General features: G+C 38.5%; 22 protein-coding genes. 12 read left to right on the forward strand and 10 right to left on the reverse strand.

Going from position 1 to position 24600, the window contains the following annotated elements:
- Positions 1 to 14 precede the first annotated feature (14 nt).
- The 3 genes from Q0947_RS12850 to Q0947_RS12860 all read left to right on the forward strand — a co-directional run bounded on the left by Q0947_RS12850 (position 15) and on the right by Q0947_RS12860 (position 3886).
- Complete coding sequence (locus Q0947_RS12850) at positions 15 to 1322, forward strand: dihydrolipoamide acetyltransferase family protein (protein ID WP_299398237.1); 1308 nt, start codon at positions 15 to 17, stop codon at positions 1320 to 1322.
- Between the two features lie 154 nt (positions 1323 to 1476).
- Complete coding sequence (locus Q0947_RS12855) at positions 1477 to 3561, forward strand: thiamine pyrophosphate-dependent enzyme (protein ID WP_299398239.1); 2085 nt, start codon at positions 1477 to 1479, stop codon at positions 3559 to 3561.
- A gap of 61 nt (positions 3562 to 3622) precedes the next feature.
- Positions 3623 to 3886 carry a hypothetical protein gene (locus tag Q0947_RS12860; protein ID WP_299398241.1) on the forward strand — a complete coding sequence of 88 codons (264 nt, stop codon included), beginning with the start codon at positions 3623 to 3625 and terminating at the stop codon, positions 3884 to 3886.
- A 49-nt stretch (positions 3887 to 3935) separates the two neighbouring features.
- Here the strand turns inward: Q0947_RS12860 and Q0947_RS12865 are convergent, their stop codons facing one another.
- The 4 genes from Q0947_RS12865 to Q0947_RS12880 form a co-directional block, all read right to left on the reverse strand.
- Positions 3936 to 5606 carry a SulP family inorganic anion transporter gene (locus tag Q0947_RS12865; RefSeq protein WP_299398242.1) on the reverse strand — a complete coding sequence of 557 codons (1671 nt, stop codon included), beginning with the start codon at positions 5604 to 5606 and terminating at the stop codon, positions 3936 to 3938.
- 130 nt (positions 5607 to 5736) lie between these two features.
- Positions 5737 to 6285, reverse strand: coding sequence for a DUF4136 domain-containing protein (locus Q0947_RS12870; RefSeq protein WP_299398244.1), 549 nt, complete (start codon positions 6283 to 6285; stop codon positions 5737 to 5739).
- An 18-nt stretch (positions 6286 to 6303) separates the two neighbouring features.
- Positions 6304 to 8298, reverse strand: coding sequence for a urocanate hydratase (locus tag Q0947_RS12875; protein WP_299398356.1), 1995 nt, complete (start codon positions 8296 to 8298; stop codon positions 6304 to 6306).
- A gap of 14 nt (positions 8299 to 8312) precedes the next feature.
- Positions 8313 to 8474, reverse strand: coding sequence for a DUF5522 domain-containing protein (locus Q0947_RS12880; protein ID WP_166643253.1), 162 nt, complete (start codon positions 8472 to 8474; stop codon positions 8313 to 8315).
- Positions 8475 to 8521: 47 nt separating this feature from the next.
- Here Q0947_RS12880 and Q0947_RS12885 point away from each other — a divergent pair, with 47 nt between their 5' ends.
- The 4 genes from Q0947_RS12885 to hemL are packed head-to-tail and all read left to right on the forward strand — an operon-like array spanning position 8522 to position 11909.
- A complete protein-coding gene (locus tag Q0947_RS12885) occupies positions 8522 to 8854 on the forward strand; it encodes a hypothetical protein (protein WP_299398247.1) in 333 nt (110 codons plus the stop codon).
- Positions 8851 to 9762, forward strand: a complete 912-nt coding sequence (locus Q0947_RS12890; protein WP_299398250.1) for a pyridoxal-phosphate dependent enzyme — start codon at positions 8851 to 8853, stop codon at positions 9760 to 9762. Before Q0947_RS12885 ends, Q0947_RS12890 begins: the two co-directional genes overlap by 4 nt.
- 7 nt (positions 9763 to 9769) lie before the next feature.
- Positions 9770 to 10612, forward strand: a complete 843-nt coding sequence (locus Q0947_RS12895; protein ID WP_299398253.1) for a glucosaminidase domain-containing protein — start codon at positions 9770 to 9772, stop codon at positions 10610 to 10612.
- A 10-nt stretch (positions 10613 to 10622) separates the two neighbouring features.
- Positions 10623 to 11909, forward strand: a complete 1287-nt coding sequence (gene hemL / locus Q0947_RS12900) for a glutamate-1-semialdehyde 2,1-aminomutase (protein WP_299398256.1) — start codon at positions 10623 to 10625, stop codon at positions 11907 to 11909.
- A gap of 62 nt (positions 11910 to 11971) precedes the next feature.
- On the opposite strand, the gene Q0947_RS12905 is transcribed toward hemL, so the two are convergent.
- Positions 11972 to 12415, reverse strand: coding sequence for a hypothetical protein (locus Q0947_RS12905; RefSeq protein ID WP_299398259.1), 444 nt, complete (start codon positions 12413 to 12415; stop codon positions 11972 to 11974).
- 199 nt (positions 12416 to 12614) lie between these two features.
- Here Q0947_RS12905 and Q0947_RS12910 point away from each other — a divergent pair, with 199 nt between their 5' ends.
- Both Q0947_RS12910 and Q0947_RS12915 read left to right on the forward strand, forming a co-directional pair.
- Positions 12615 to 13904, forward strand: coding sequence for a DUF2157 domain-containing protein (locus tag Q0947_RS12910; RefSeq protein ID WP_299398262.1), 1290 nt, complete (start codon positions 12615 to 12617; stop codon positions 13902 to 13904).
- 4 nt (positions 13905 to 13908) lie between these two features.
- Complete coding sequence (locus tag Q0947_RS12915; protein ID WP_299398264.1) at positions 13909 to 14466, forward strand: GDYXXLXY domain-containing protein; 558 nt, start codon at positions 13909 to 13911, stop codon at positions 14464 to 14466.
- Between the two features lie 92 nt (positions 14467 to 14558).
- Here Q0947_RS12915 and Q0947_RS12920 read toward each other — a convergent pair whose 3' ends face one another.
- From Q0947_RS12920 to lysS, 3 genes are all read right to left on the reverse strand, one after another.
- Positions 14559 to 17030: a zinc-dependent metalloprotease gene (locus tag Q0947_RS12920; protein WP_299398267.1), complete on the reverse strand. Its 2472-nt coding sequence runs from the start codon at positions 17028 to 17030 to the stop codon at positions 14559 to 14561.
- Between the two features lie 220 nt (positions 17031 to 17250).
- On the reverse strand, positions 17251 to 18156 hold the full coding sequence (locus tag Q0947_RS12925; RefSeq protein ID WP_299398271.1) for an endonuclease/exonuclease/phosphatase family protein: 906 nt from the start codon (positions 18154 to 18156) through the stop codon (positions 17251 to 17253).
- 5 nt (positions 18157 to 18161) lie between these two features.
- Positions 18162 to 19850, reverse strand: coding sequence for a lysine--tRNA ligase (lysS, locus tag Q0947_RS12930; protein ID WP_299398274.1), 1689 nt, complete (start codon positions 19848 to 19850; stop codon positions 18162 to 18164).
- Positions 19851 to 19991: 141 nt separating this feature from the next.
- Between lysS and Q0947_RS12935 the strand changes: the two genes are divergently transcribed.
- From Q0947_RS12935 to Q0947_RS12945, 3 genes are all read left to right on the forward strand, one after another.
- Positions 19992 to 20150 carry a YqaE/Pmp3 family membrane protein gene (locus Q0947_RS12935; protein WP_299398277.1) on the forward strand — a complete coding sequence of 53 codons (159 nt, stop codon included), beginning with the start codon at positions 19992 to 19994 and terminating at the stop codon, positions 20148 to 20150.
- A 268-nt stretch (positions 20151 to 20418) separates the two neighbouring features.
- Complete coding sequence (lipB, locus tag Q0947_RS12940) at positions 20419 to 21135, forward strand: lipoyl(octanoyl) transferase LipB (protein ID WP_299398282.1); 717 nt, start codon at positions 20419 to 20421, stop codon at positions 21133 to 21135.
- A 3-nt stretch (positions 21136 to 21138) separates the two neighbouring features.
- Positions 21139 to 21615 (forward strand): hypothetical protein, encoded by a 477-nt coding sequence (locus tag Q0947_RS12945; protein ID WP_299398285.1) that lies wholly within the window; start codon positions 21139 to 21141, stop codon positions 21613 to 21615.
- A 493-nt stretch (positions 21616 to 22108) separates the two neighbouring features.
- On the opposite strand, the gene Q0947_RS12950 is transcribed toward Q0947_RS12945, so the two are convergent.
- Both Q0947_RS12950 and Q0947_RS12955 read right to left on the reverse strand, forming a co-directional pair.
- Positions 22109 to 23158 carry a nucleoid-associated protein gene (locus tag Q0947_RS12950; RefSeq protein ID WP_299398291.1) on the reverse strand — a complete coding sequence of 350 codons (1050 nt, stop codon included), beginning with the start codon at positions 23156 to 23158 and terminating at the stop codon, positions 22109 to 22111.
- Positions 23159 to 23276: 118 nt separating this feature from the next.
- Positions 23277 to 24587, reverse strand: coding sequence for an OmpA family protein (locus Q0947_RS12955; protein ID WP_299398295.1), 1311 nt, complete (start codon positions 24585 to 24587; stop codon positions 23277 to 23279).
- Positions 24588 to 24600: the final 13 nt, after the last annotated feature.

Consider the following 24600-nt stretch of genomic DNA (forward strand, 5'->3'; position numbering starts at 1 on the left):
AATTAGATTATAAAATGTCAAAATTTGACTTAACAATGCCCAAAATGGGCGAAAGCATTACAGAAGGCACCATCATCAATTGGCTCATCAATGAAGGTGATTCCTTTGAAGAAGGTGACATCATTTTAGAAGTTGCGACTGATAAAGTAGATAATGAAGTTCCGGCCCCAAAATCGGGAACCTTGGTGAAAACCCTCTTTAAAGCCAAAGATGTCGTGCCCGTAGGTCAAGTCATCGCAGTTTTAGAAGTGACCACATCAGAAAGTAAAAAGGTTGTCACGTCGAGCGCAGTCGAGACGCTTCCGAAAAAGCAAAAGGCCACCCAACAAAAACCACAGCCAAAATCAGGAGGAACTCCTTCATCTTCAAGTTCAAGTTCATTTTCAACTTCAAACTCCAACACCTTTTTTTCGCCGTTAATCCAAAAAATAGCCAAAGAACAGCACATCAGTTTTGAAGAATTGGCGCGAATTCCAGCCACAGGACATGAAGGCCGATTGCGCAAAAGCGATGTCTTCAATTACATAGAAGACGGCCGACCTTACAAATTCGCCCAACCGGTAACCCAAGATCCAACGGCGTACCGTATTCCCCAATTAAAATTCGATAAAGGCAAAGGGAAAATCATTGAGATGGACCGGATGCGTCAAATGATTGCAGATCATATGGTGTATTCGAAACACACCTCACCACACGTGACCGCCTATGTAGAAACCGATATGACCAACATGGTCAATTGGAGAAATGCCAACAAAAAAGCTTTTGAAGAAAAATATGGCGAGCGCTTAACATTTACGCCATTATTTGTGGAAGCCGTGGCGAAAGCGGTCAAGGATTTTCCAAACATCAATGCTTCTGTCGATGGCAATAACATCATCGTTAAAGAAGATATCAATATCGGGATGGCCACAGCATTGCCAAGTGGAAATTTAATTGTTCCCGTGGTTAAAAACGCGGATCAAAAGGATTTAAAAACATTAGCGCAAAACGTCAATGATATGGCGAATAAAGCCCGAGAAAATAAATTGGGTGGCGATGATATAAAAGGGAGCACTTTTACGATTTCCAATGTGGGGACTTTTGGAAGTGTGATGGGAACACCGATTATCAATCAGCCGGAAGTTGCCATTTTAGCTTTGGGAATCATCAAAAAACGCGCTGAAGTGATGGAAACAGAAAAAGGTGATGAGATTGCCATCCGAAGCATGATGTACCTATCCTTATCTTTTGACCATCGTGTTGTGGATGGCTTTTTGGGAGGAAGTTTTGTACGTCGTGTAGCCGATTATTTTGAGCAATTTGATATCAATAGAGAAATATAATAATACATAAGGCTTGACACATATGTAGATTTTGTCAAATCTTAAATTTGCGTTAGGAATTACGAATCTCACTTGTATTTGATAAATAGGTATTCGTGATACCGCTTTGCTAAATTGCAGTGAAAAACCCGCCCGAACGCCCAAAACATAACACATGTCAGTAAGTAAAGATATTTTAAAAAAAGCATTTTCAAACCTTTGTACCGCCAAGGCCATGGCCGAATTGTACGAGGCTAATTTTAAACAGGTTTCAAAATACGTTCATGCCACGTCTAGAGGTCATGAAGCCATTCAGATTGCGGTGGGCATGCAGTTATTGCCACAAGATTATGCGTTTCCGTACTACCGAGATGATGCGATGTTATTGTCTTTCGGATTACAACCGCACGATTTAATGTTGCAATTACTTGCAAAAAAAGACGATCCGTTTTCTGGAGGACGCACCTATTACGCGCATCCAAGTTTAAAGGATTTCGACAAACCGAAAATTCCACACCAATCATCCGCAACGGGAATGCAGGCTATTCCTGCAACTGGTGTTGCAATGGGAATGCAATATAAAGAGCTACAAAAGATAGAAGATGAAGCGGCTAAACAATCGCCATTTTCAGAGACCAGAGATGTTAAACCGATTACGGTGTGTAGTCTTGGTGATGCGTCCGTAACTGAAGGCGAGGTTGCCGAAGCATTCCAGATGGCAGTTTTAAAAAAGTTGCCAATTCTGTATTTAGTACAAGATAATGGTTGGGATATTTCAGCCAATGCTGCGGAAACTAGAGCCCAAAATGCCTTTGAATACGCCAAAGGTTTTAATGGTTTAGAAGCCATAACAATTGACGGGGCCAACTTTGAAGAAAGTTATGAAGCCCTTGAAAAAGTCATCAAAACTATTCGCGAAGAACGCCGACCATTTTTAGTCCATGCTAAAGTGCCTTTATTAAACCATCACACGTCTGGCGTGCGTATGGAATGGTATCGTGATGATTTGGAAGAGGCTAAAACGCGTGATCCTTACCCGGTAATTAAACAACAGTTAGTAGATGCCGGAATTGCGGCAGACGACATTTTAGATATTGAACATAAAGCGAAAACCAAGGTTCAGCAAGATTTTGAGAAAGCGTTAACCGCTGAAGATCCAAAACCTGAAGATTTATTTACCAACGATTTTGCGCCAACGCCTATTACAGAAGAAGTAGGGGAGCGCTCTCCGAAAGGCTCGGAAAAAGTGGTGATGGTCGATTGTGCTTTGTTTGCTGTAGAAGAATTAATGCGAAAGCACAAAGAGTGTTTGCTTTACGGACAGGATGTTGGCGGTAGATTAGGTGGTGTGTTTAGAGAAGCAGCCACTTTAGCACAAAAATTTGGAGATGATCGCGTTTTTAATACGCCAATTCAAGAAGCCTTTATTGTAGGGTCAACCGTCGGGATGAGTGCCGTGGGATTAAAACCAATTGTTGAGGTGCAATTTGCCGATTACATTTGGCCTGGTTTGAATCAATTATTTACGGAGGTCAGCAGAAGTTGTTATTTGTCTAACGGGAAATGGCCGGTTAGTATGATTCTTCGTGTGCCAATTGGCGCTTATGGTAGCGGTGGGCCTTATCATTCGTCATCCGTAGAAAGTATTGTCACAAATATCAGAGGCATTAAAATTGCCTATCCAAGTAATGGTGCCGATTTAAAAGGACTGATGAAAGCCGCCTATTACGATCCAAACCCTGTGGTTATTTTGGAGCATAAAGGACTGTATTGGAGTAAAGTTCCAGGAACAAAAGGCGCAACATCCGTAGAGCCAGCTGAAGATTATGTATTGCCATTTGGGAAAGCGTGGGTGCTTCAGGAAATTTGGAAACAGGAAAACCTTGAAACCTTAACCATTGTGACTTACGGAATGGGCGTCCATTGGGCCATGAATGCATCAGAAGCATTAGGCATGAAAGAACAAATTGAAGTGATTGATTTGCGAACGTTATTTCCTTTGGATGAGGACACAGTGATGAAATCGGTCAAGAAAACAGGAAAATGTTTGGTGGTCACTGAAGAACCTTCAAATAATAGTTTTGCGAGAGCGTTGGCTGGGAAAATTCAAGAGGAATGTTTTAGGTATCTGGATGCACCAGTAATGACCATCGGAAGTGAGAACATGCCTGCGATTCCTTTGAATTCAACCTTGGAAGAAACGATGATTCCATCCACCGAAAAGGTGAAGGCTAAAATAAATGAGTTACTAAATTATTGATTTAAGTTGCTGATGTTGAAAGTTATTGCTTACTTTTCACCATATACTAAAACCAATATTTATGAAAAAAGTAATTTTTATGTCTTTTATGGCATTATTCCTATCTGTGTCATTAACTTCTTGTAGAGACACTGAAGAGAAAGATGTTCGTACAGAAAGTGAACGTATCATTGATGAAATGAAGGCAGAAGGCGCCGAGATAAAGGTGAAGGAAGATGACGGTGACTCTAAGATAAAAATGGAAACTGATAACAAAAAAGTCAAAATAAAAGAAGATGACGGCGACGTAAAAGTTAAAGTCAAAACTGATAATGACGACAACTAATTTATTAGATTTTACAAAAAGAAAAGCGACTCAATGGAGTCGCTTTTTTTTATAACTTATATTCTGAAAGTGGTTTCGTGAATTTCTCAGGATCCGCAGCTAAATAATACCTTGGGTCATCAATGTCTTCAATAATCACTTCTTTAAATTTTGGACTTGCTTTGTAAAGTAACACCTTACAATCCTCACTTAAATGTTTTAGAGTGATGGTTTTGCCTTCAGCTTCGTATTTGTTGACTAAATTGTAAATGGCTTCAATGGCTGAATGATCACTTACACGTGATTCTACAAAGTCTATTTCTACATTTTGGGGATCGGTTTTAACATCAAACTTCGTATTGAAATTCTGAACAGAGCCAAAGAATAATGGACCCCAGATCTCGTACACCTTAGTGCCATCGTCTTTAATACGTTTGCGGGCTCTAATCATTGTGGCGTTTTTCCAAGCAAATGAAAGTGCCGATAGAATCACACCAATAAATACAGCAATTGCAAGATCTAAAATAACCGTGACTGCGGATACTACAACGAGTACAAAAGCGTCAGCCACTGGAATTTTTCGCATAATTCTAAAACTAGACCATGCAAATGTTTCAATCACCATCATAAACATAACACCTACTAACGCAGCAATAGGTACTTGTTCAATGTATTGTGCAGTAAATAAAATAAAGGTCAATAAAGTTAACGCCATCGCGATTCCTGATAAACGTCCTCTTCCGCCAGCGTTAATGTTAATTACCGTTTGACCAATCATACCACAGCCACCGGTGCCACCAAATAGGCCACTGACCATATTTCCTGCACCTTGCGCAACACATTCTCTATTGCCATCACCTCTAGTTTCAGTAAGTTCATCCACAAGGTTCATGGTCATTAAAGACTCTATAAGTCCTACAGAGGCCGCTAAAAAGGCATAAGGAAGGATGAACATGAGCGTATCTAAATTGATAGGTAAGTTTTGCCAAAGTTCTGTGTTTGGTGTTGGGAATTCACCTTTCATACCTTCACCACCACCTTCTATGATATAGGAACCGACAGTGCTTACATCCAAACCACCAAAAATAACAACCGCTGTTGTAACCAGAATTCCCACTAAAGCTGCAGGGATTTTTGTGGTTAATTTAGGGAGTAGCCAGATAATTGCCATGGTCAATCCCACTAAGCCTAGCATTGTATATAGCTCCGTGCCTTGCATTGGGATATTGATGTATTTTTTTACTCCGTCAACGCCAATTTCTAATTCTTTGTGAGAGAACATACGCACTTGCGCTAGGAAAATGACAATTGCCAGTCCGTTCACGAATCCCATCATTACAGAATGTGGAATCAAGCGCACAAAACGTCCTAATTTAAGTACTCCAGCGCCAATTTGAATTAAGCCCATTAAAATGACGGCGGCCAACAAATAGAAGTAACCCATATTGTCTACGGGCGTGTCAAATAACATGCCTTTAGAATGCCCTTCAGTAATAAGATTTACAAAAATAACGGCAACAGCCCCAGCAGCACCGGTAATCAATCCAGGTCGGCCTCCAAATAAAGCGGCTATTAATCCCACAATAAATGCCCCTGATAATGCCACCAACGGATCTATTTGAGCGACAAATGCAAAGGCGACAACTTCAGGAATCATTGCTAATGATACTGTAATACCTGCAAGAATATCGTTTTTGGGATTTTGGGTAAAGTTTTGTCTTGTAGTTTGACTAAATATCATAAATTTTGCGTTTAGACGGGTGCAAATATAGGTTTTTTGAGCGGAAGCTTACTTTTGAGATACGCTTAAAAACAAAAAAAGCATCTGATTTGAGGTCAGATGCTTTTTAAAAAACAGTGTAATTTTTCTTTTATTTAGCCATTCCTGGAGGGTATTTCTCCATGATTTTTGCTACAAATTCTTTGATGCGTTCTTCTTTTTTCTCCATTTGTTGAGAGATAAAACCGACTCCCATTCCTTGCCATACCAATTCTTTTTTATTGGCATCTATCAAATCGACATATAACGTGCCTTCTGTTGAAGTGGACACTGAATTAAAGCCAGAATTCCAATAGTAAGGACTCCATCCCCAACCGTAGCCATAAGGTCCATAACCATAGTTGTTATTATAAACATTTACTTTTTCACGGGATTTGGTGAAGATGCTAACCAACATATCAGGATTTTCAGATTTTGTAAATCCTTTTGCCATCAATTCGGCTTCGATAGCTCTTAAAATACGACGTTTATCAAGATCGCTAATTTCTGCATTGTCAATGCCTGTTTTGTAGAAAGCAAAGGTTTTGAATTGGCTGAAATCGGCGTTCTTGTCGTAATCAGAAGCGACTTTAACGGAGCTGCAGGACGCCATTAAAACAAACAGCATCAACACGGGAACTATTTTAATTATTCTATTCATTGCATATTTTATTTAGGTTCATATTGAGTTCAATAAATCAGCGTCCACTAGATTTGGAAGAGTTACCTTTAAATTTGGCTCCGCTTCCATGGCACGCTTAATAGCAAAAATAGCCTCTTCATTTCTTGCCCAACTACGTCTTGAAATTCCGTTGTTGACATCCCAAAACAGCATAGACTTTAAGCGTCTTTCAGCTTCCTTACTACCATCAAGAACCATACCAAATCCGCCATTCATGACTTCGCCCCAACCAACGCCGCCACCGTTATGAATACTCACCCAAGTAGCGCCTCTAAAGCTATCTCCAATAACGTTTTGAATGGCCATATCCGCAGTAAAACGGGAACCATCGTAAATATTTGAGGTCTCTCTGTATGGTGAATCGGTACCGGAAACATCATGATGATCGCGTCCTAAAACAACAGCGCCAATCTCACCATTCGCAATTGCATCATTGAAAGCTTTGGCAATTTTAGTACGGCCTTCAGCATCGGCATATAAGATTCTAGCTTGAGAACCTACCACTAATTTATTTTCCTGTGCACCTTTAATCCATTGAATATTATCAGTCATTTGTTGCTGAATTTCTTCAGGCGAATGCTTTTTGATCTCCTCTAAAACATCACAAGCAATTTGATCAGTTTTTGCAAGATCTTCAGGTTTTCCGGAAGTACACACCCATCTGAAAGGTCCGAAACCATAATCAAAACACATCGGTCCCATAATATCCTGTACATAACTTGGGTATTTAAATTCTCTACCTAAAGTTGGGTTATCCGACATTACATCTGCACCTGCACGGGAAGCTTCAAGTAAAAAGGCATTTCCATAATCGAAGAAATATGTGCCTTTGGCTGTGTGCTTATTAATGGCATCTGCATGACGACGTAAGGTTTCCTGAACTTTTTCTTTAAATAAATCCGGGTTATTGGCCATCATTTCATTTGCATCCTCAAAAGAGATGTCTACAGGATAATAACCTCCAGCCCACGGATTGTGGAGTGATGTTTGATCACTTCCCAAATCAATTTGGATACTTTCTTGGTCAAACTTTTCCCAAACGTCTACAACATTTCCTAAATAGGCGATAGAAACCGTTTCTTTATCGGCTTTCGCTTTTTTAACACGTGCAACCAACGCATCTAAATCGGTGATTTTTTCATCAATCCAACCTTGATCTAAACGAACTTGGGTGATTTTCGGATTCACTTCAGCACAAACTGTAATACAACCAGCAATTGTTCCTGCTTTTGGTTGTGCTCCAGACATTCCCCCTAAACCTGAGGTGACAAATAAATTCCCTTTTGGAGATTTTTTTATTTTTCTAAATCCGTTTAAAACAGTTATAGTTGTACCATGAACAATACCTTGTGGACCAATGTACATATAGCTTCCGGCAGTCATTTGTCCGTATTGCGTCACTCCCAAGGCATTGAATTTCTCCCAATCGTCCGGTTTGGAATAATTAGGAATCATCATCCCATTGGTCACCACAACTCTTGGCGCTTCCTTATGACTTGGGAACAATCCCATAGGATGCCCAGAATACATGGTTAAAGTCTGCTCATCCGTCATCTCAGCCAAATATTTCATGGTCAATCGGTATTGTGCCCAATTTGAAAACACACCACCATTGCCACCATAGGTAATCAATTCATGCGGATGTTGTGCCACGGCATAGTCGAGATTGTTTTGAATCATCAACATAATGGCAGCGGCCTGTTTTGATTTTGCCGGATATTCATCAAGCGGTCTGGCGTACATTTTGTAATCAGGACGCAAACGGTACATATAAATTCGACCGTAGGTCTCTAATTCATGCTTGAATTCAGGTAGCAGTTCTGCATGGTGTTTTGGTTCAAAATAACGCAAGGCATTTTGTAAGGCCAGCTTTTTTTCTTCATCAGATAAAATATCTTTACGCTTTGGCGCGTGATTGATGGTCTCATCATAAGGTTTTGCTGGTGGTAAAACACTTGGGATACCTTCTAAAATTTGATCTTTAAAAGAAATGGAGGTTGTTTGCATTAGTTTGTCTTTAATTTTTTCTTATCAAAACCGTATGGGCAATGTCTGCAGCCGCTTTCACAACAATAACCGCGTTTCAGATGGTATTGTTCTGTAAAGCAGCGATAGCCTTCCGGTGTTAGGTAATAATCACCTTCTTCAACAGGGATAATTTTCTTCATATTACAAATATAGTGTAAATTGGAAAGATTTTTGAAGGCGTAAATGTATGATTCTAGTTTCAAAATTTATGGTTCCTAAAGGATTCACTGGCATTACGCTGTTTCCTTTTGTGTTTGTAAAATATGCCCAGCTCAAGCTTGATAGAGTATTTGTGAACCATGAGCGCATCCATCTCAGACAGCAAGTGGAACTCCTAATTTTACCTTTTTTTCTATGGTACGGACTGGAGTTTTTTGTCCGCTATGCCCGTTATAAAAATTGGTATTTGGCCTATAGAAACATCTCTTTTGAGCGCGAAGCATATCACAATGAAGCGCACTTAGATTTTCTTAAAAAACGTCCCTTTTGGAACTTTTTGAAATATCTTTGTAAACCATGAGATTCAAATTAGAACTTTCCGAAAATCAAATTCTAAATTTAGATAATAGTACCCATCAGGTGTTGGCTATTAAGAGAGATGACCGGATCCATCCTCAAATTTCTGGAAATAAATACCGCAAGTTAAAGTACAATCTCGAGCAGGCACAGGCCGAAGGGAAACGGACTTTATTGACTTTTGGAGGTGCATTTTCCAATCATATTTCGGCAGTTGCTGCAGTAGGGAAGGAATTCGGGTTTGAAACCATAGGCGTGATCCGTGGGGAGGAACTTGTAGATAAGATTGCTACCAATCCGACACTAAAATTTTCTGAAAGTTGTGGCATGAGGTTTAAATTCGTGACACGTGAAATCTTCCGCGTAAAAATGACGGAGGGTTTTATTCGGAATTTAAAAAAGGAATTTGGAGATTTCTATTTGATTCCTGAAGGAGGCACTAATGAATTGGCTATAAAAGGATGTGAAGAGATTCTATCAGAAGACGATTTCAATTATGATTACATCTGTTGTTCTGTAGGAACCGGAGGTACTATTTCTGGGATTATTAATGCCTCAAAACCACATCAAAAGATTCTAGGGTTTCCGGCGTTAAAAGGTGACTTTTTAAGAGAAGAAATTAGTAAATTTGCCCAAAATTCAAACTGGGAACTCATCACCGATTATCATTTTGGAGGTTATGCTAAAATAAATCCTGAATTAATCAGTTTTATGAATCAGTTTAAGGCCGATTTCGGAATTCCTTTAGACCCTGTTTATACGGGAAAGTTAATGTTTGGTGTGATGGATTTGTTGCACCAAGGATATTTCCCAAAGGATGCCAAGATTTTGGTAGTCCATACAGGAGGACTGCAAGGAATTTCAGGAATGAATACGGTGTTGAAAAAGAGGCAAATGCCCTTAATTAGTTAATGTGATTATGAAGTTTAGTTTAAGGATAGTAATGGTTTTGATGTTGGCTTTGATGCTGGCAAGTTGTGGTGGTAAAAAACGTATTGTTACCAAAAAGAAAAATTCTAAACCAAGAACTGAACGTGTTATTGTTAGAAAGGAGCGTCCTGCTATTTCTAAACCTTCTGATAAAAGAACGGAAACTGTTCCGCCTGTGGCGACTGCACCAAGGCCAACGGGTAATTTAAACATTACCGAAGTCTATATTGCTAACTACAGTGAAGTGGCTAAAAACAATATGCGCCAGCATAAAATTCCAGCGAGTATCACCTTGGCTCAAGGAATATTGGAATCAGGATCGGGTAGAGGCCGGTTGGCTGTAGAAGGCAATAATCATTTTGGGATTAAATGCCATGGGTGGACAGGAGATAAAATTTACCACGATGATGATGCTTCTCAGGAATGTTTTAGAAAATACCCACACGCAGAGCAATCATTTCAAGATCACTCAGAATTTTTAACCTCTCGCGGCCGATATGCGGACTTGTTTAAATTGGATTTGGATGATTATGAAGGTTGGGCAAAAGGTTTGCGAGAATCAGGATATGCAACTGATAGAAAATATCCTGAAAAATTAATCAGTCTTATTGAGCGTTTTCAATTGTATATTTTTGATGAGGAAGTTTTGGGTAAGAGAAAACCGAGAAACAAAACATCAGAAATTGCGAATAATTTGACACATAAAGTAATGCCGGGAGACACCATGTATTCCCTGTCAAAACGCTATAATCTTTCAGTTCAGGAATTACAGAAACTCAACGGAATGACCAACTCAAATTTACAGGTTGGCCAAATTCTCATTGTAAAATAAATTTAGTTCAATGTTATATCAACGCAGTAGTAGTTTATTCAAGGAAGCAGAAAAAGTTATTCCAGGTGGCGTTAATTCGCCCGTAAGAGCATTTGGAGCCGTTGGTGGTACGCCTATTTTCGCGAAATCAGCCAAAGGTGCCTATGTGCATGATGAAGATGGTAATCGATACATCGATTATATAAATTCTTGGGGTCCAATGATCCTCGGTCACGCTTTTGAACCCGTAGTGAATGCGGTTATCGAAAAAGCGAAACAAGGCACCTCTTTTGGAATGCCAACCGCTATAGAAACAGAAATTGCCCAATTGGCAACGTCTATGGTTCCTAATATTGACAAAATACGATTCGTTAATTCTGGTACAGAAGCTTGTATGAGTGCTGTCAGATTAGCGCGTGGTTATACTAAAAGAGATAAAATCATCAAGTTTGCAGGCTGTTACCATGGGCATAGTGATTCGTTTTTAATCGCTGCTGGTTCTGGTGCCGTCACTTTTGGAACGCCTAATAGTCCAGGGGTTACTCAAGGTACTGCAAAAGATACGCTCTTGGCAACCTACAATGATATAGATAACGTAAAGCAATTGTTGGAAGCGAATAAAGGCGAAATAGCCTGTATCATTATTGAGCCAGTTGCCGGAAATATGGGATGTATTCCTCCAAAAAACGACTTTTTAAAGAAATTGAGAGCGGTATGTGATGAACACAATGTGCTGTTGATTTTTGATGAGGTGATGACCGGTTTTAGGCTAGCTCCAGGTGGTGCACAAGAGTTGTTTAATGTAGATGCTGATATTGTGTGCTTCGGGAAAGTCATTGGTGGCGGATTGCCAGTAGGTGCATTTGCTGCGCGTAATGAAATTATGGATTATTTAGCGCCAAATGGTCCAGTATACCAGGCAGGAACGTTAAGCGGGAATCCATTAGCTATGGCGGCAGGATTGGCGATGTTGCAACATTTGGATAAAGACGTCGCTGTATTTACACGTTTGGCTGAAAAAACTGAGTATTTACACAAAGGGATTGCGAAAGCACTTGAGGCGAATAACATAGAACATACCATTAATAGAACGGGCTCTATGATTTCCATCCATTTTGAATCTCACGAAGTGGTAGATTTTGCAACGGCAGCAAAAGCAAATAATGAACGCTTTAAACGCTTTTTCCACGGGATGCTTAAGGAAGGTGTTTATATTGCGCCAAGTGCCTTCGAAACTTGGTTTATTAGTGATGCACTATCTTACGAAGACCTCGATGCGACTATTAAAGCAGTCGATACTGTTTGTAAAGATTTATAATAGCAAAAAGGGATTTAAAATTATTTTAAATCCCTTTTTTAATAATTCTAACCAACTTAAAATTACTGTTTCTTCTTGTCGTGATCTTTCATATGAGATCTGTTACGAGTTCGTTTTTGACTCATTTTCTCCCATTTTTCGTACTGCTCTGCAGATAAAACCGTTTTCATTTTCTTCTTCATCGCAATCTGACGGTCCAAACGCTCATTTTTCATTTTTAAGAGCTCTTCTTTAGACATCGATTGTTCTGCTTTATCCTTAGACATGGCAGCTTTTTTATTCGCTCTGAATTTCGCTTCTTCTAAAAAGATAGCTGAAACTTCTTTCTGTTGTTTATCATTCAAGTCAAGTTTTAAAGTCATTTGTTTGGCCTTAAGCTGAGCTGATTCTTCAGGAGTATAGTGCATTTTAGATTCAGCATGCTCTTTACTCATGTTTCTTTTATGCTCTTGTGCGGAAACTTGTAACGTCGCAAAAGCCACTAATATCATAACTAATTTTTTCATAATGTCTTCTATTAAGATTATACTGCTTGGACTGATAATTTCGGGAAAGGTTTAACTGAGCGCTGTGTTAGAGTTTGATTAAACGTGTTTTAGAGGCCAGTTATAGCGTTTGATATGTCTGACTTGGTCTTTGTTTATTAAGCCATGTAATGCGCTTTAAAAGAATTAATAGTTACATTTAACAGGTAAACAAGAATACATGAAATCAAAATTTATTGATGAATTGCCAGTATTGGTCAAGAATCAGGTTATTTCAGAAGAAACTGCTTCCAGAATTAGAGCTTATTACAATTCACAAGAGTCAGATTCGCCAAATAAGCTATTTACTGTTTTTGGGGTTTTGGGGTCGTTATTGGTTGGCCTGGGGATTATCTTAATATTGGCTCATAATTGGGATGATTTTTCACGAACTCTGAAAACTGTTCTCGCATTTTTGCCTTTAGTAATTGGACAGATATTGGCAGGCTATACTATTTTGAAAAGGAAAGGTACCACTTGGAACGAAGCTACGGGCACATTTCTCTTTTTTGCGGTAGGTTCAAGTATCGCGCTGGTGAGTCAGATTTATAATATTCCTGGAGATTTAAGTGTGTATGTTCTAACATGGATTGTCCTCTGTATGCCATTAATTTATTTGCTAAAATCGAATGCGGTGGCTATACTCCATATTGTTTTTTCAACGTTTTATGCGTGTAGTATGGGTTATGGATTCAATCCGCCAACTGAAGCGCCATGGTGGTTTCTTGTGCTGTTTGCATTTGTGATGCCACATTATTTAATGATGTTAAAAGATAGACCGGAATCTAATATGGTTTCCATTTTTAATTGGCTGCTGCCCTTGAGTGTGGTCATCACTTTAGGCGCTTTTTTAGAGCGTCATGGCGAATTGGGATACTTGATGTATGTCATTCTTTTTGGTCTTTTTTATAATATTGGGAAACTTCCCATTTTTGACGCCCAAAAATTAAGACGGAATGGATATTTGGTGTTAGGCTCTGTCGGTACTGTGGTGATGCTTTTAATAATGAGTTTTAATGGCGTTTGGGATTTTGAATGGACTACAGAATTGTTTTCGTCGCGAGAATTTTTTATGACGCTGATTCTATTCGGTATTGCGTTGGCAGTGCTGATGTATCTTAATTCACGTCAATTGCTACAATGGATAAACCCTTTTCACTATGTATTTATTCTATTTACACTATTGTTTTTTAGCGGGATGACTTTTGCGTTGGCTGCAACCATTCTTATTAATATGCTCGTACTGACGCTCGGATTAATCACCATAAAAACAGGTGCAGACAAATTCCATTTTGGAATCCTTAATTACGGATTGCTCATCATTACGGCCTTGATTGTGTGTCGTTTTTTTGATACTGATATGAGTTATGTCATCAGAGGGCTTCTGTTTGTAAGTGTCGGAATTGGATTTTTTCTAACGAATTATGTGATGCTGAAACGGAAAAAATCTGCTGTAAAAACTAATGCTTAAAACGATGAAAACAATACCTGTATTTTTAATGTTTGTTGTGGTGGTTTTGGCCCAACTATTGGTCCCTGCCAAAATGATTTTCGATCAAGAAAAAGTCATCAGCAAAGGAACTGCTTATAGGTTTAAAACAGCACCTGTAGATCCGTCCGATCCTTTTAAGGGAAAATATATTCATTTGAATTATAAACTTAATTCGGCTGCTTCCACTGATTCGACGTGGGTTTATGGCGCTCCAATTTACCTTTCATTGGCAACTGATTCTTTAGGATTTGCGAAGTTGCATCGTATTTCAAAAGACACTCCTAATCATCAAAATTACGTTAAGGCAAAAGTTAATTGGTATAATGCCCATGATAAAACGGTAACTTTTTCATTGCCTTTTGATGAGTTTTACATGAATGAAACCAAAGCTTATGATGCGGAGATAGCGCATGTTAAAGCACAGCGGGATTCAGTGGTCAATAACACCTATGCTTTGGTGTATGTTTTAAATGGAAGGGGTGTGCTTGAGAATGTGTTTATCAATAACATTCCCATTGCTGAATATGTTGAAAAGGAGTAAGTTTTCAAAGTAAGAACAGCTCAGAATAGATCTAAAATAAAAAATGCTTCAAGAATTTCTTGAAGCATTTTTATATACATAAGATTTAAATACTATTTGCGCAATGGATTTAAAATCGCATCAATACGCTCTAAAGCATCTCTTAAATGGATTTTGCTCATCGTATCTCCGGTTCTTGACAAACCAGCTCTGATAGCGCTTTCTAACGTTTTCAGTTCTGCTCTTGCAATCGCTCTGATGTCAGATTGATTTACATCAACATTAGTTCTAGAAACAAAACGTCTAAATTGAGAAGGAACTGGCGTTTGATCTTTAGTCATCAAATAGTTCATACGGTCAATATATCCTCTTTGAAGATTTCTTCTGTATGCATCTATAGCTTTTCCGCTGTTCAATTCGCTAAAAATACCTTTACGTAAATCTTGCATCATGTTTAATAAACCATAAGCATCTCTACCGTTAGTAGTTTCATTTTCAATCATACGTTGCATTCTTCCAAAATCGAGAATGTTATCAAGCGTGTTGATTTGCATGCCTCTGATGCGCTCTAAAGTACCGTCAAATTCAATTTTGTTGAAAATTTCAGTGTCTATTAACCACTCAGGAGTATCGAACAATTCTTTTTGAAGGAATTGTAAAGCCTCTTTTTGTTTTTCTTTTACAACCGGCGTGTAGACTGCACCTTCTTGATCGTAAGTTTTATAAACTTCATAAACACCACCAATATTTGCAGTTACATGACCCATATAACGGTTGTATTGGCCTAAGACTTGCTCGTACATCGTGCCTAAATCGCTATAATCTTTGCCTTCTTCAGCAGTCCATTTGATAAGGTTTGGAACAATGCGTTTTAAGTTAGCAATTCCGTAAGAACTTGCTTTCATAGCATCATCACCTAAGTCTTCAGTTTGAGCACTTGGGTCAATGACACCACCACTTTGTTGTCTTCCAAAACGATACATTGGATCTCCAGCATGCTTAAGAATCCAGCTGTCTAAAGTTTTCTTTTCGTCTTCTGGAGTTTCAGCATCTAAAATAGGACGGTAACCCCATTCGATGGCGTACTTGTCATAAATACCAATATTCGGCATTAATGCAACACCTTCATCACCTGGTTGAGCGATGTAATTAAAACGTGCATAATCCATAATAGATGGTGCAGTTCCGTATTTTTTAGTGAATTCAGGATCACGTAAATCGTCCACTTTATAAGCGGAACTACTTGCCATGTTGTGAGGTAAACCTAATGTATGGCCAACTTCGTGAGAAGACACAAAACGGATCAAACGTCCCATGATGTCATCTTTAAATTTCACAGTTTGTGCATCAGGATTGATAGCTGCTGTTTGAACAAAGAACCAGTTGCGTAACAACGTCATTACGTTATGGTACCAGTTGATGTCACTTTCTAAAATTTCACCACTTCTTGGGTCACTTACGTGAGGACCATTGGCATTAGGGATTGGAGAAGCCAAGTAGCGTACTACAGAATAACGGGCATCTTCAGGGCTCCAGTCTGGATCTTCTTCTATCGTTGGAGGATTTTTTGCGATGATGGCGTTTTTAAAACCTGCCGCTTCAAAAGCGACTTGCCAATCTTCGATTCCTTGCTTAATGTATTTACGCCATTGTTGCGGGGTAGCTCTATCTATATAGTAAACAATTTGTTTTTTAGGCTCTACCAATTCGCCACGCTTAAATTTCTCAATATCTTCATCTTTCACTTCAAGACGCCATCTGTCTAAATAAGTTACTCTTTTACTTTCATGAGCATCTAAACCATAATCAATTTGTGCACTTGTAAACCAACCAACACGTTGATCAAACATTCTGCGTTTCATTGGAACTTTTGGAAGCAACACCATAGAGTTATTAAGTTCTATAGAAATGGCACCACTTGCAGCATTTGATGGCGGCTCACTTGCGCTATAGGTTTTTACATGGCGAGATTCAATATTTAAAGGGTAACTTCTTATACTTTCAATGTATGATAAATCGCTATCCAAACGGGTTACTTTATATTGTTTTCTTGGACGATCTGGTAATCCAAATGGTTTTACATCCTTACTGAATAAGTCCGTCACATTAATAACTGTAGACAAAGAATCCTTGCCGATAGCTTTAATAGGGAAGCTGAAAATAACCGGTTCAAAGTTAGAATTCACAACCGCTTCATGTACAGGAAGGGTGTCATTGGCAACGACGCTGTGAGATACCATACGAAGTAAAACTCTTTTGTCCTTTTTTTGCCAACGCAACACTTGCTCGTCTTGTTTACCGCCACCAAAACCTAGGCCACTGGCCGTTTTAGCAATTCGGGTAACCATAAGCATTTCGCGCTCAAATAATGAATCTGGAATTTCATAAAAGTAGTTTTCATCTACTTTGTGGACAGTAAATAATCCAGGATCACTTTTGGCATCCTTTGTAATGACTTTGTTGTAGGGCTGGATGTCATCTTTTCCAGGTTTTTTTGCTGCACTTGAGTCAGCAGTAGCGGCAGGTGATGATTTAGATGCTTTTTTTGTAGTTGCACAAGATGTAACTAGAAAAAAAGAAGCCATAACCATTACGCTTAGGGTAATTTTTTTCACGATGTTAGGAGTTTTGAAAATTAAAAAAGGGAAAATACACAATACCTAACGTACTTGAAGTGTTGCTAAATATTTTAATATATTTTTAACAATTGCAAGGGTGTTAGCGCTGAAATCTTTGTTTCATTTTAATGATGTGATAACCGATTTACCAATAAAAAAAATTGAAGCTTTAGAAGAATTTATTATGCTATTTTTTAAGATATCCTACGAGCATGGCATGATCAGATTCAGGATAATTAAATTTTTTGAGTAGGATAGGAGTCATCGGTTTTCTTGCGAAAATTTGATCAAGCTCCAGCAGCGGGATTTCGAAGGGCCAAGTGGCGGTAAAACCTTGTCCGTAGTTAGAAAACCTTGTATAATCTCTTTCAAAAGCTTTAAAATGGACACTTTCTCGAGGCGCATTAAAATCGCCAACAATAAGATCAGTGTTTCTTTGAGAAGCCAATTTTAAAACGGTGCCGATTGCTTTTTTCTTGTCCATGGTTGGACTTTGGAAAATATCAGTAACGGCAAATGAAATAGCACCGCTAGGCAATTGTGCTTCTATGAAATTGACATGATAGCTGGCGTTTTCCATTAGGTAATCAGCTTTGGTTATGCTTCCTTTGACGCCCACCATCATAAAGCCTCCTAGGATTCGAAATTCGTAAGATGGGAAGGTAGAGGATAAAAGTTCTAGGTCATCTTCCGAAGCGTATTGCGTTTCCACAAGACCAATCACATCGGGTTTTATGATTGATATGCGTTCTACAAGCACATCAATAGGAAGTTCCCATCCATCTGCAGCATTCCAAAACAACACTGTTGTGGCGTCTTCAGGAATGTCCGTATGCCTTGAAAAATTATAGGAGGAGCTGAACCAATAAGCGGTTAAGCCTAAAATCAGAATAAGTCCTGCAATAAAATAGGTCCTTGTTTTATAGAATAGAAGGGTGATCACGCATCCCAAGAATATCAAAATAGGTAGCGGAAATGCGTAAAAGAAAATCTGTAAAAATTGGAAATGATCCTTGACTATAAAATGCATTATTAACAAAAAAGCATATGCAATTACTGCACATGCTTTTATAATTAATTTAGATGTTTTCATGGTTTTTATGCGAGGTCAACAAACAAACCATCGTCTGTTTTGGTCACTTTGGCCAAGTTGTTTTTGGTCAATCCTTTTATGGTGGCATCCCATTTTTTATTGCTCAAACCAGATTGTGCTTTTAAAGCATTTAAATCGATAGGTGCATTAGATTTTAAGATAGCAAATACTGCTTTTTCCTCATCCGTCATGGCTACAGCTTTCTTCTCTGGCTTCATTTGCGGGAAGAATAAAACTTCTTGTATCGACTGATTGTTGGTCAGATACATGATAAGACGGTCCATCCCGATACCCATTCCTGATGTTGGAGGCATCCCATATTCTAAAGCGCGTAAGAAATCATAATCGATCACTCCTGTTGCCTCATCATCACCTTTTTGAGCCAATTCTTTTTGGTGCTCAAAACGTTCACGTTGGTCAATAGGATCGTTTAATTCTGAATAGGCGTTCGCAATTTCCTTACCACATACCATTAATTCAAAACGTTCCGTCAACTCAGGATTGTCGCGGTGTTCTTTACACAGCGGACTCATTTCTTTAGGGTAATCTGTGATGAAAGTTGGTTGGATGTAATTGCCTTCACATTTTTCACCAAAAATCTCGTCAATTAATTTCCCTTTACCCATCGTATCGTCTACTGCAATACCCATGTCTTTAGCTGCCTGTCTAATTTCGTCTTCCGTTTTCCCTGTAATATCAAAACCTGTAAAGTGTTTGATAGAATCGGTCATGGTAACGCGTGCATAAGGCGCTTTAAAGTTGATGTTGTGCTCTCCAAAAGTAGCCTCAGTGGTGCCATTAACAGCTACGGCGCAATGCTCCAATAACTGCTCACAGAATTCCATCATCCAATTGTAATCTTTATAAGACACGTAGATCTCCATTGCTGTGAACTCCGGGTTGTGCGTACGGTCCATCCCTTCATTTCTGAAGTTTTTAGAAAATTCATAAACACCGTCAAATCCACCAACGATTAATCGTTTTAGATACAATTCGTTTGCAATTCTCATGTATAACGGAATATCCAAACTGTTATGATGTGTTATAAATGGGCGTGCTGCTGCACCTCCTGGGATTGGTTGTAACACAGGGGTTTCAACTTCAAAATACCCTGCATCATTGAAAAACTGACGCATGGCATTGTATAATTTGGTACGTTTAATGAAAACCTCTTTAACTTTCGGGTTCACCACCAAATCAGCGTAACGTTGTCTGTAACGTTGCTCAGGATCTGTAAACGCGTCATAAATAACGCCGTCTTTTTCTTTTGGTAATGGTAACGGTTTTAGAGATTTACTTAAAAGTGTAAAATCTTTAACTTTTACTGTTTTTTCGCCCACTTGAGTGCTGAACAGTTCGCCCTCGAGGCCAACAAAATCACCAAAATCCAACAGTTTTTTGAACACTTCGTTGTATTTGGTTTTATCGTCTCCTGTACAGATTTCATCTCTGTTGAAATACGCTTGAATCTTGCCTTCAGAATCCTGTATTTGAGCAAAACTAGCTTTTCCTTGGACTCTCATTGACATCAATCGGCCAGCAATAACAACCTTCTTGCCTTCTTCAAACTTTTCCTTTACCTGTTTGGAAGTATGGTCTACAGGATATAAATTGGCTGGATATGGATTGATACCCAACTCACGTAATTTGTCTAATTTCTCTCTACGGATAAGTTCTTGTTCTGAAAGTTGCATGCTGTAAAATTTTTGAATTGCAAAATTACACTATTTACAAAAATTAACAGCCTACTTTAAGGGATAGATTGCCTTCTAAAAGTAACAATTTGGATAATTTTGCGTCTTATTGGTACATCAATCATCAAAATCATTAAAATTATGAGTATTTGGAGAGTATTGCTTTCTATTTTTTGTCCACCATTGGCCGTGCTTGACCGAGGTTGCGGGTCCATTATTATTGTGTTTTTACTATGGCTCTGCGGATGGGTTCCTGGCGTAATTGCAGCATTGGTAATATTAAATAATCCGAAACGGTAGTGATTCAGCTTCAGTTGGCAGTTTTCAGTTTTCAGTCTTCAGTAGGCAGTCTTTAGTTGACGGTTTTCAGTAGGCAGTCTTCAGTTGACGGTTTTTAGTAGAATAAAATTTTGAAGAGTGGCGCTCTGTGGAACTTTGTGCTTCTTTGTGTGACTTTGTGGAATAACTCACCCTTCTTCAAACTTCATACGACTTCAACTTTAAGTCTAGATTTTTTTCATCCTAACTTAACCCATCATCCATCCAAAATAGTTTAATTTTGTATCCTATGAATAAAACAATTGACATTCAAGATTTGGGCCACAAGGATTACAAAGAAACTTGGGAATATCAAGAGGAATTGTTCCAATCTATTTTGGCTACTAAAATCAAAAATAGGAGAGAAGAGGCTGCTTTGGAAACGCCGAATTATTTGTTGTTTGTAGAGCATCCCCATGTGTATACCTTAGGAAAAAGTGGCGATTTTTCTAATCTTTTATTAAGTGAAGAGCAACTCACCCAAAAGGGAGCAACCTTCTATAAAATAAATCGTGGCGGCGATATCACCTACCACGGACCGGGACAGGTTGTGGGTTATCCAATTCTCGATTTGGAGAACTTTTTTACGGACATTCATAAATACATGCGTTTTTTAGAGGAGATGGTCATCTTGACCCTTGCGGAGTACGGACTCAAAACGGAACGCAGCCCTGGAGAAACAGGTGTGTGGCTGGATGTAGGAACACCTTTTGCGCGAAAAATTTGTGCGTTGGGAGTTAGAGCAAGTCGCTGGGTAACCATGCACGGATTTGCACTTAACGTCAACGCTGATTTAGGCTATTTTGACAATATCATCCCGTGTGGTATTCGTGGGAAAGCCGTAACGACATTAAATGTCGAATTGGGTGTTGATAAGGTAGACGAGGCTGAAATTAAAGCCAAACTCTTAAAGCACTTTTTAAAGCTCTTCGAAGCGGTGCCACATCAAGAAAAAGTTACTTTTTAAACTATGGGGCACATCCAAAAAATAATGTTATTGTTTGTTGTTGTGCCCTTAGCACTTTTTCCTGGTGGATTGATTTCCTATGTTTTACTTTTCGAAAAACTAACTTTTGAATATACCATGTGGATTCCTATTGGGATGACCGCTTTTGGTGTTTGCAGTTTTATCTTCCATTTTAAAACGAAAAGTTTTTATAAGTTACTCAAACAGCAATCAGCCATACCAACAGTGGAACCCTTATTTTGGGTGCTGGATATTGCGTTTGGAATCATTTATTTAGGGATGTCTCTTTATCTCATCTATTTGATGAGTAGCTTAGGGAATTGGAGTGAATACGCTATCATACTTGCATTTATAATCCCTTTGTTTATTACAGGAATTTGGACACTTCTTGAAGCGTTTTATCTCAATAAAATGATTCAGATTCACAAATTTGCCAATCGGCATGCTGAGATAGAGGAGATTAAAGGGGATGCTTTTTAGGTGGTTTTCAGATTTTAGAAGGCAGTTGGCAGTTTTCAGTTGGCAGTCTTCAGTAGGCGGTAGGCAGTAGACAGTGGGCAGTTCTCAGTAAATAATTAATCTGTAAAAAAATTGGTCACCTTACTCGAAATTTCGATAATTTCACAATCGTAACCCGTAACTCGTAACTCGAAAATCACCAATCAGCAATCAAAAATCATCAATCTTCAGTCTTCAGTCTTCGGCAGATAATTAATCAGTAAAGAAATTGGTCATCTTATTCTAAATTTCCAAAAATTTCACAATCGTCAATCGTAACTCGTAACTCCAAAATCAACAATCAACAATCTTCAATCCTCAACCTTCGGCAGATAGTTGCTCAGTAAAGAAATTGGTAGACTAATTCTAAATTTCCAAAAATTTTACAATCGTCAATCGTCAATCGTAACTCCAAAATCAACAATCAAAAATCTGCAATCTTCAATCCCCAATCTTCAATCCTTTCAATCCCCTTCTATCCTTCTTCATTAAAAAACACCTTGTAGTAGTGCATTTTTTTAACATCATCATATCCGCGTTCCAAATATTCTGCGGAAGCGTCTGGCGCATCAACATCTAACTTGATTTGGATATTGGTATCGAGTTTGATTTCAGTTTTTATCTTCTGTTTTTGCTTCTTTAAGACACTTTCGGAGACGTCAAATTGATTTCGTATGACTAAGGAATGATCCGTTTCAAAGCCTTTTTTATAATCGTCAAAAAGCTCCTTGTAAGTGTCATCTTCAAAAACGTCATCTTTGAAATTTTCAACGTTTATGACTTCGTTTTCCTTGAAAAAATCAATGGTTTTCGCTAAAAATGTGCTTCGTTCCTGAAGTCCGTAGGTAGGTTTTAAAATATCTTCAGAAAAATCTCTGCAGAGCTCTATATAATTTTTAGTATGCTGATTATGATCGTCCGGATATTTGACATTCAAGAAATGCTTAATCCAATATTGGGTGTCATAAGAATTATTGTCAACGCTCAAAACAATGTTCCCTTCCGTGTCAGAAGTGTTTAAAATTAAACAGCCTTTATCCACTTTTTTGGTTGGAATCCCTTTTTGGGTGATAATGTCATAACTGTTGTTTTCCAAATAGGTTTGGAAAAATTCAGCACGTGTTTCAATTTTGAAAATCCCCACGGCATTCACAAATAAATCCTCATACTGAATGTCGTTAAAAAGACACACTAAAACATCTCCTGTTTTAATTTGTGCGGAATTGCTCTGCTCAAATAGATGGGTAACGATGTGCTTTGAAACTTCTACGAAATTGCTTTCATCAGCAAATAATTGGGATGCATAGCTGTTAATTTCGTTAAGGCTGATGTTGGAATGGTGATTGAATCGATAACTCTCAACTAAACTTCCAAAAGGTCGCAGTAAATACGGCAACATCAAATCGTAACTGATTTCATCAAAGTCAAGCTCCTGTTCAGAAAATGCATTTTTAGTGCTATTAAATTTGTTACCAACTTTATGAAGAATGGCTTTTGAAAGCGAGGCTTTGGTGCGTTTGATCATCGTTAAATATTTACTTTTTTGAGGTGTACAATACTACATAAAATTGATTGAAATCAACAAAAAAACGCCAAAGAAAATTCCTTGGCGTTTATAGTGTCTGACGATGCTTATTGTGCGGTTAGAGGGTAATAAATTCAACACGTCTGTTTTGCGCTTTCCCGTCGGGCGTGGTATTGTCTGCAACTGGGTTGCTTGCACCTTTTCCGTCTGATTGAAGTCGGCTTTCAGGAATGTTATAGAGATTTACCAGGGCGTCTTTAACGGCTTGGGCGCGTTCTTTGGATAGCTTTAAATTGGCATCACTACTGCCATCAGAATCTGTGTGTCCCACAATATTGAGTTTCATGTTTTCGTCCTGTCGTAAGACTTGGGAAATTTGCAATATAATTCCGAGCGACTGTGGTTTTATTTTGGATGAACCAGAATTGAACAGGATACCATTTGTTGATATTCTTCCTTCAGAGATGAGTTTTCTTCTTAAGTCCTCACCGCCTTCAGCTACTCTAAGGTTGCTAATGAAAATGCGTTCTTTGCCCTCTTTTGTGCCTAAAACACTTAATTTTAAGTGATTTAAAACGTTGAGTTCTTCGATCATTCGAGGAATGTCCAAGTGTTTATTTTCATTCACCCAAACACGGTATCTATTCTTTGTAACTGCAATGGCTATGTGGGGTTGGTTCAGTAAATCTTTTCTAATATCCGCAGTAGCATTGCTAGTGATGTCGCCACTTTTTCCATTGAAGTAATTGGTAGAATGGATACCATAGGAATTGTACTGGCATAAGGAAAAAGAGCTTTGAATATAATTAGCGGTGCTTGTTACAAGTTTGTCGGTATCACTCAAAAATAGTTGCAAATAGGCGCTAGAGCTCGTTTCCTTATCTAGACCTTGGGTTACAATGTCAAACTCTATGGTGTAATCTTCAGGTAAGTTTTTTAAATCAGGTACATAGAAGACGTTGTGTCCTGATTTTAATTCAAACCAATTGCCTTCCACATTGTTTATTTTTACAACTTCCCCGGTACCATTCGTATTCCATTTTGAAGGAAAATCTCCAACGAAATCTTGAGAAAAATCATCATAAAATAAAATTTTGTCACCAGGAACGAAATCAAATTTACTGTACACTTCTAAATCGTCGGACACATTTTTCTTACGAGATTCTGCAGAAGTGTTTTCCGAAGTGTCATTTGAAGTTTTTGGTGTATCAGTCGGAGATTTTTTGGTAGACGATCGGTCTTTCGGTTCAAGAATGGAGTCCATCACTTTCCCAGTTTCTTTTTCTGTTTTTTGTTCTAATTTGCGCTCCACGGTGCGTTCGGCACTTTTTTGCAACCGCTTTAATATTTGTGCATTAGCGCTAGGCACTAAAAAAAAACCTATTAGAACTGTGCCCAATAGGTTTTTAAAATTCATAACTGTTCTCATTCTCAGTAATTTA

It is taken from the genome of uncultured Gelidibacter sp. (genome assembly GCF_947500795.1).
Lineage (GTDB): Bacteria > Bacteroidota > Bacteroidia > Flavobacteriales > Flavobacteriaceae > Gelidibacter.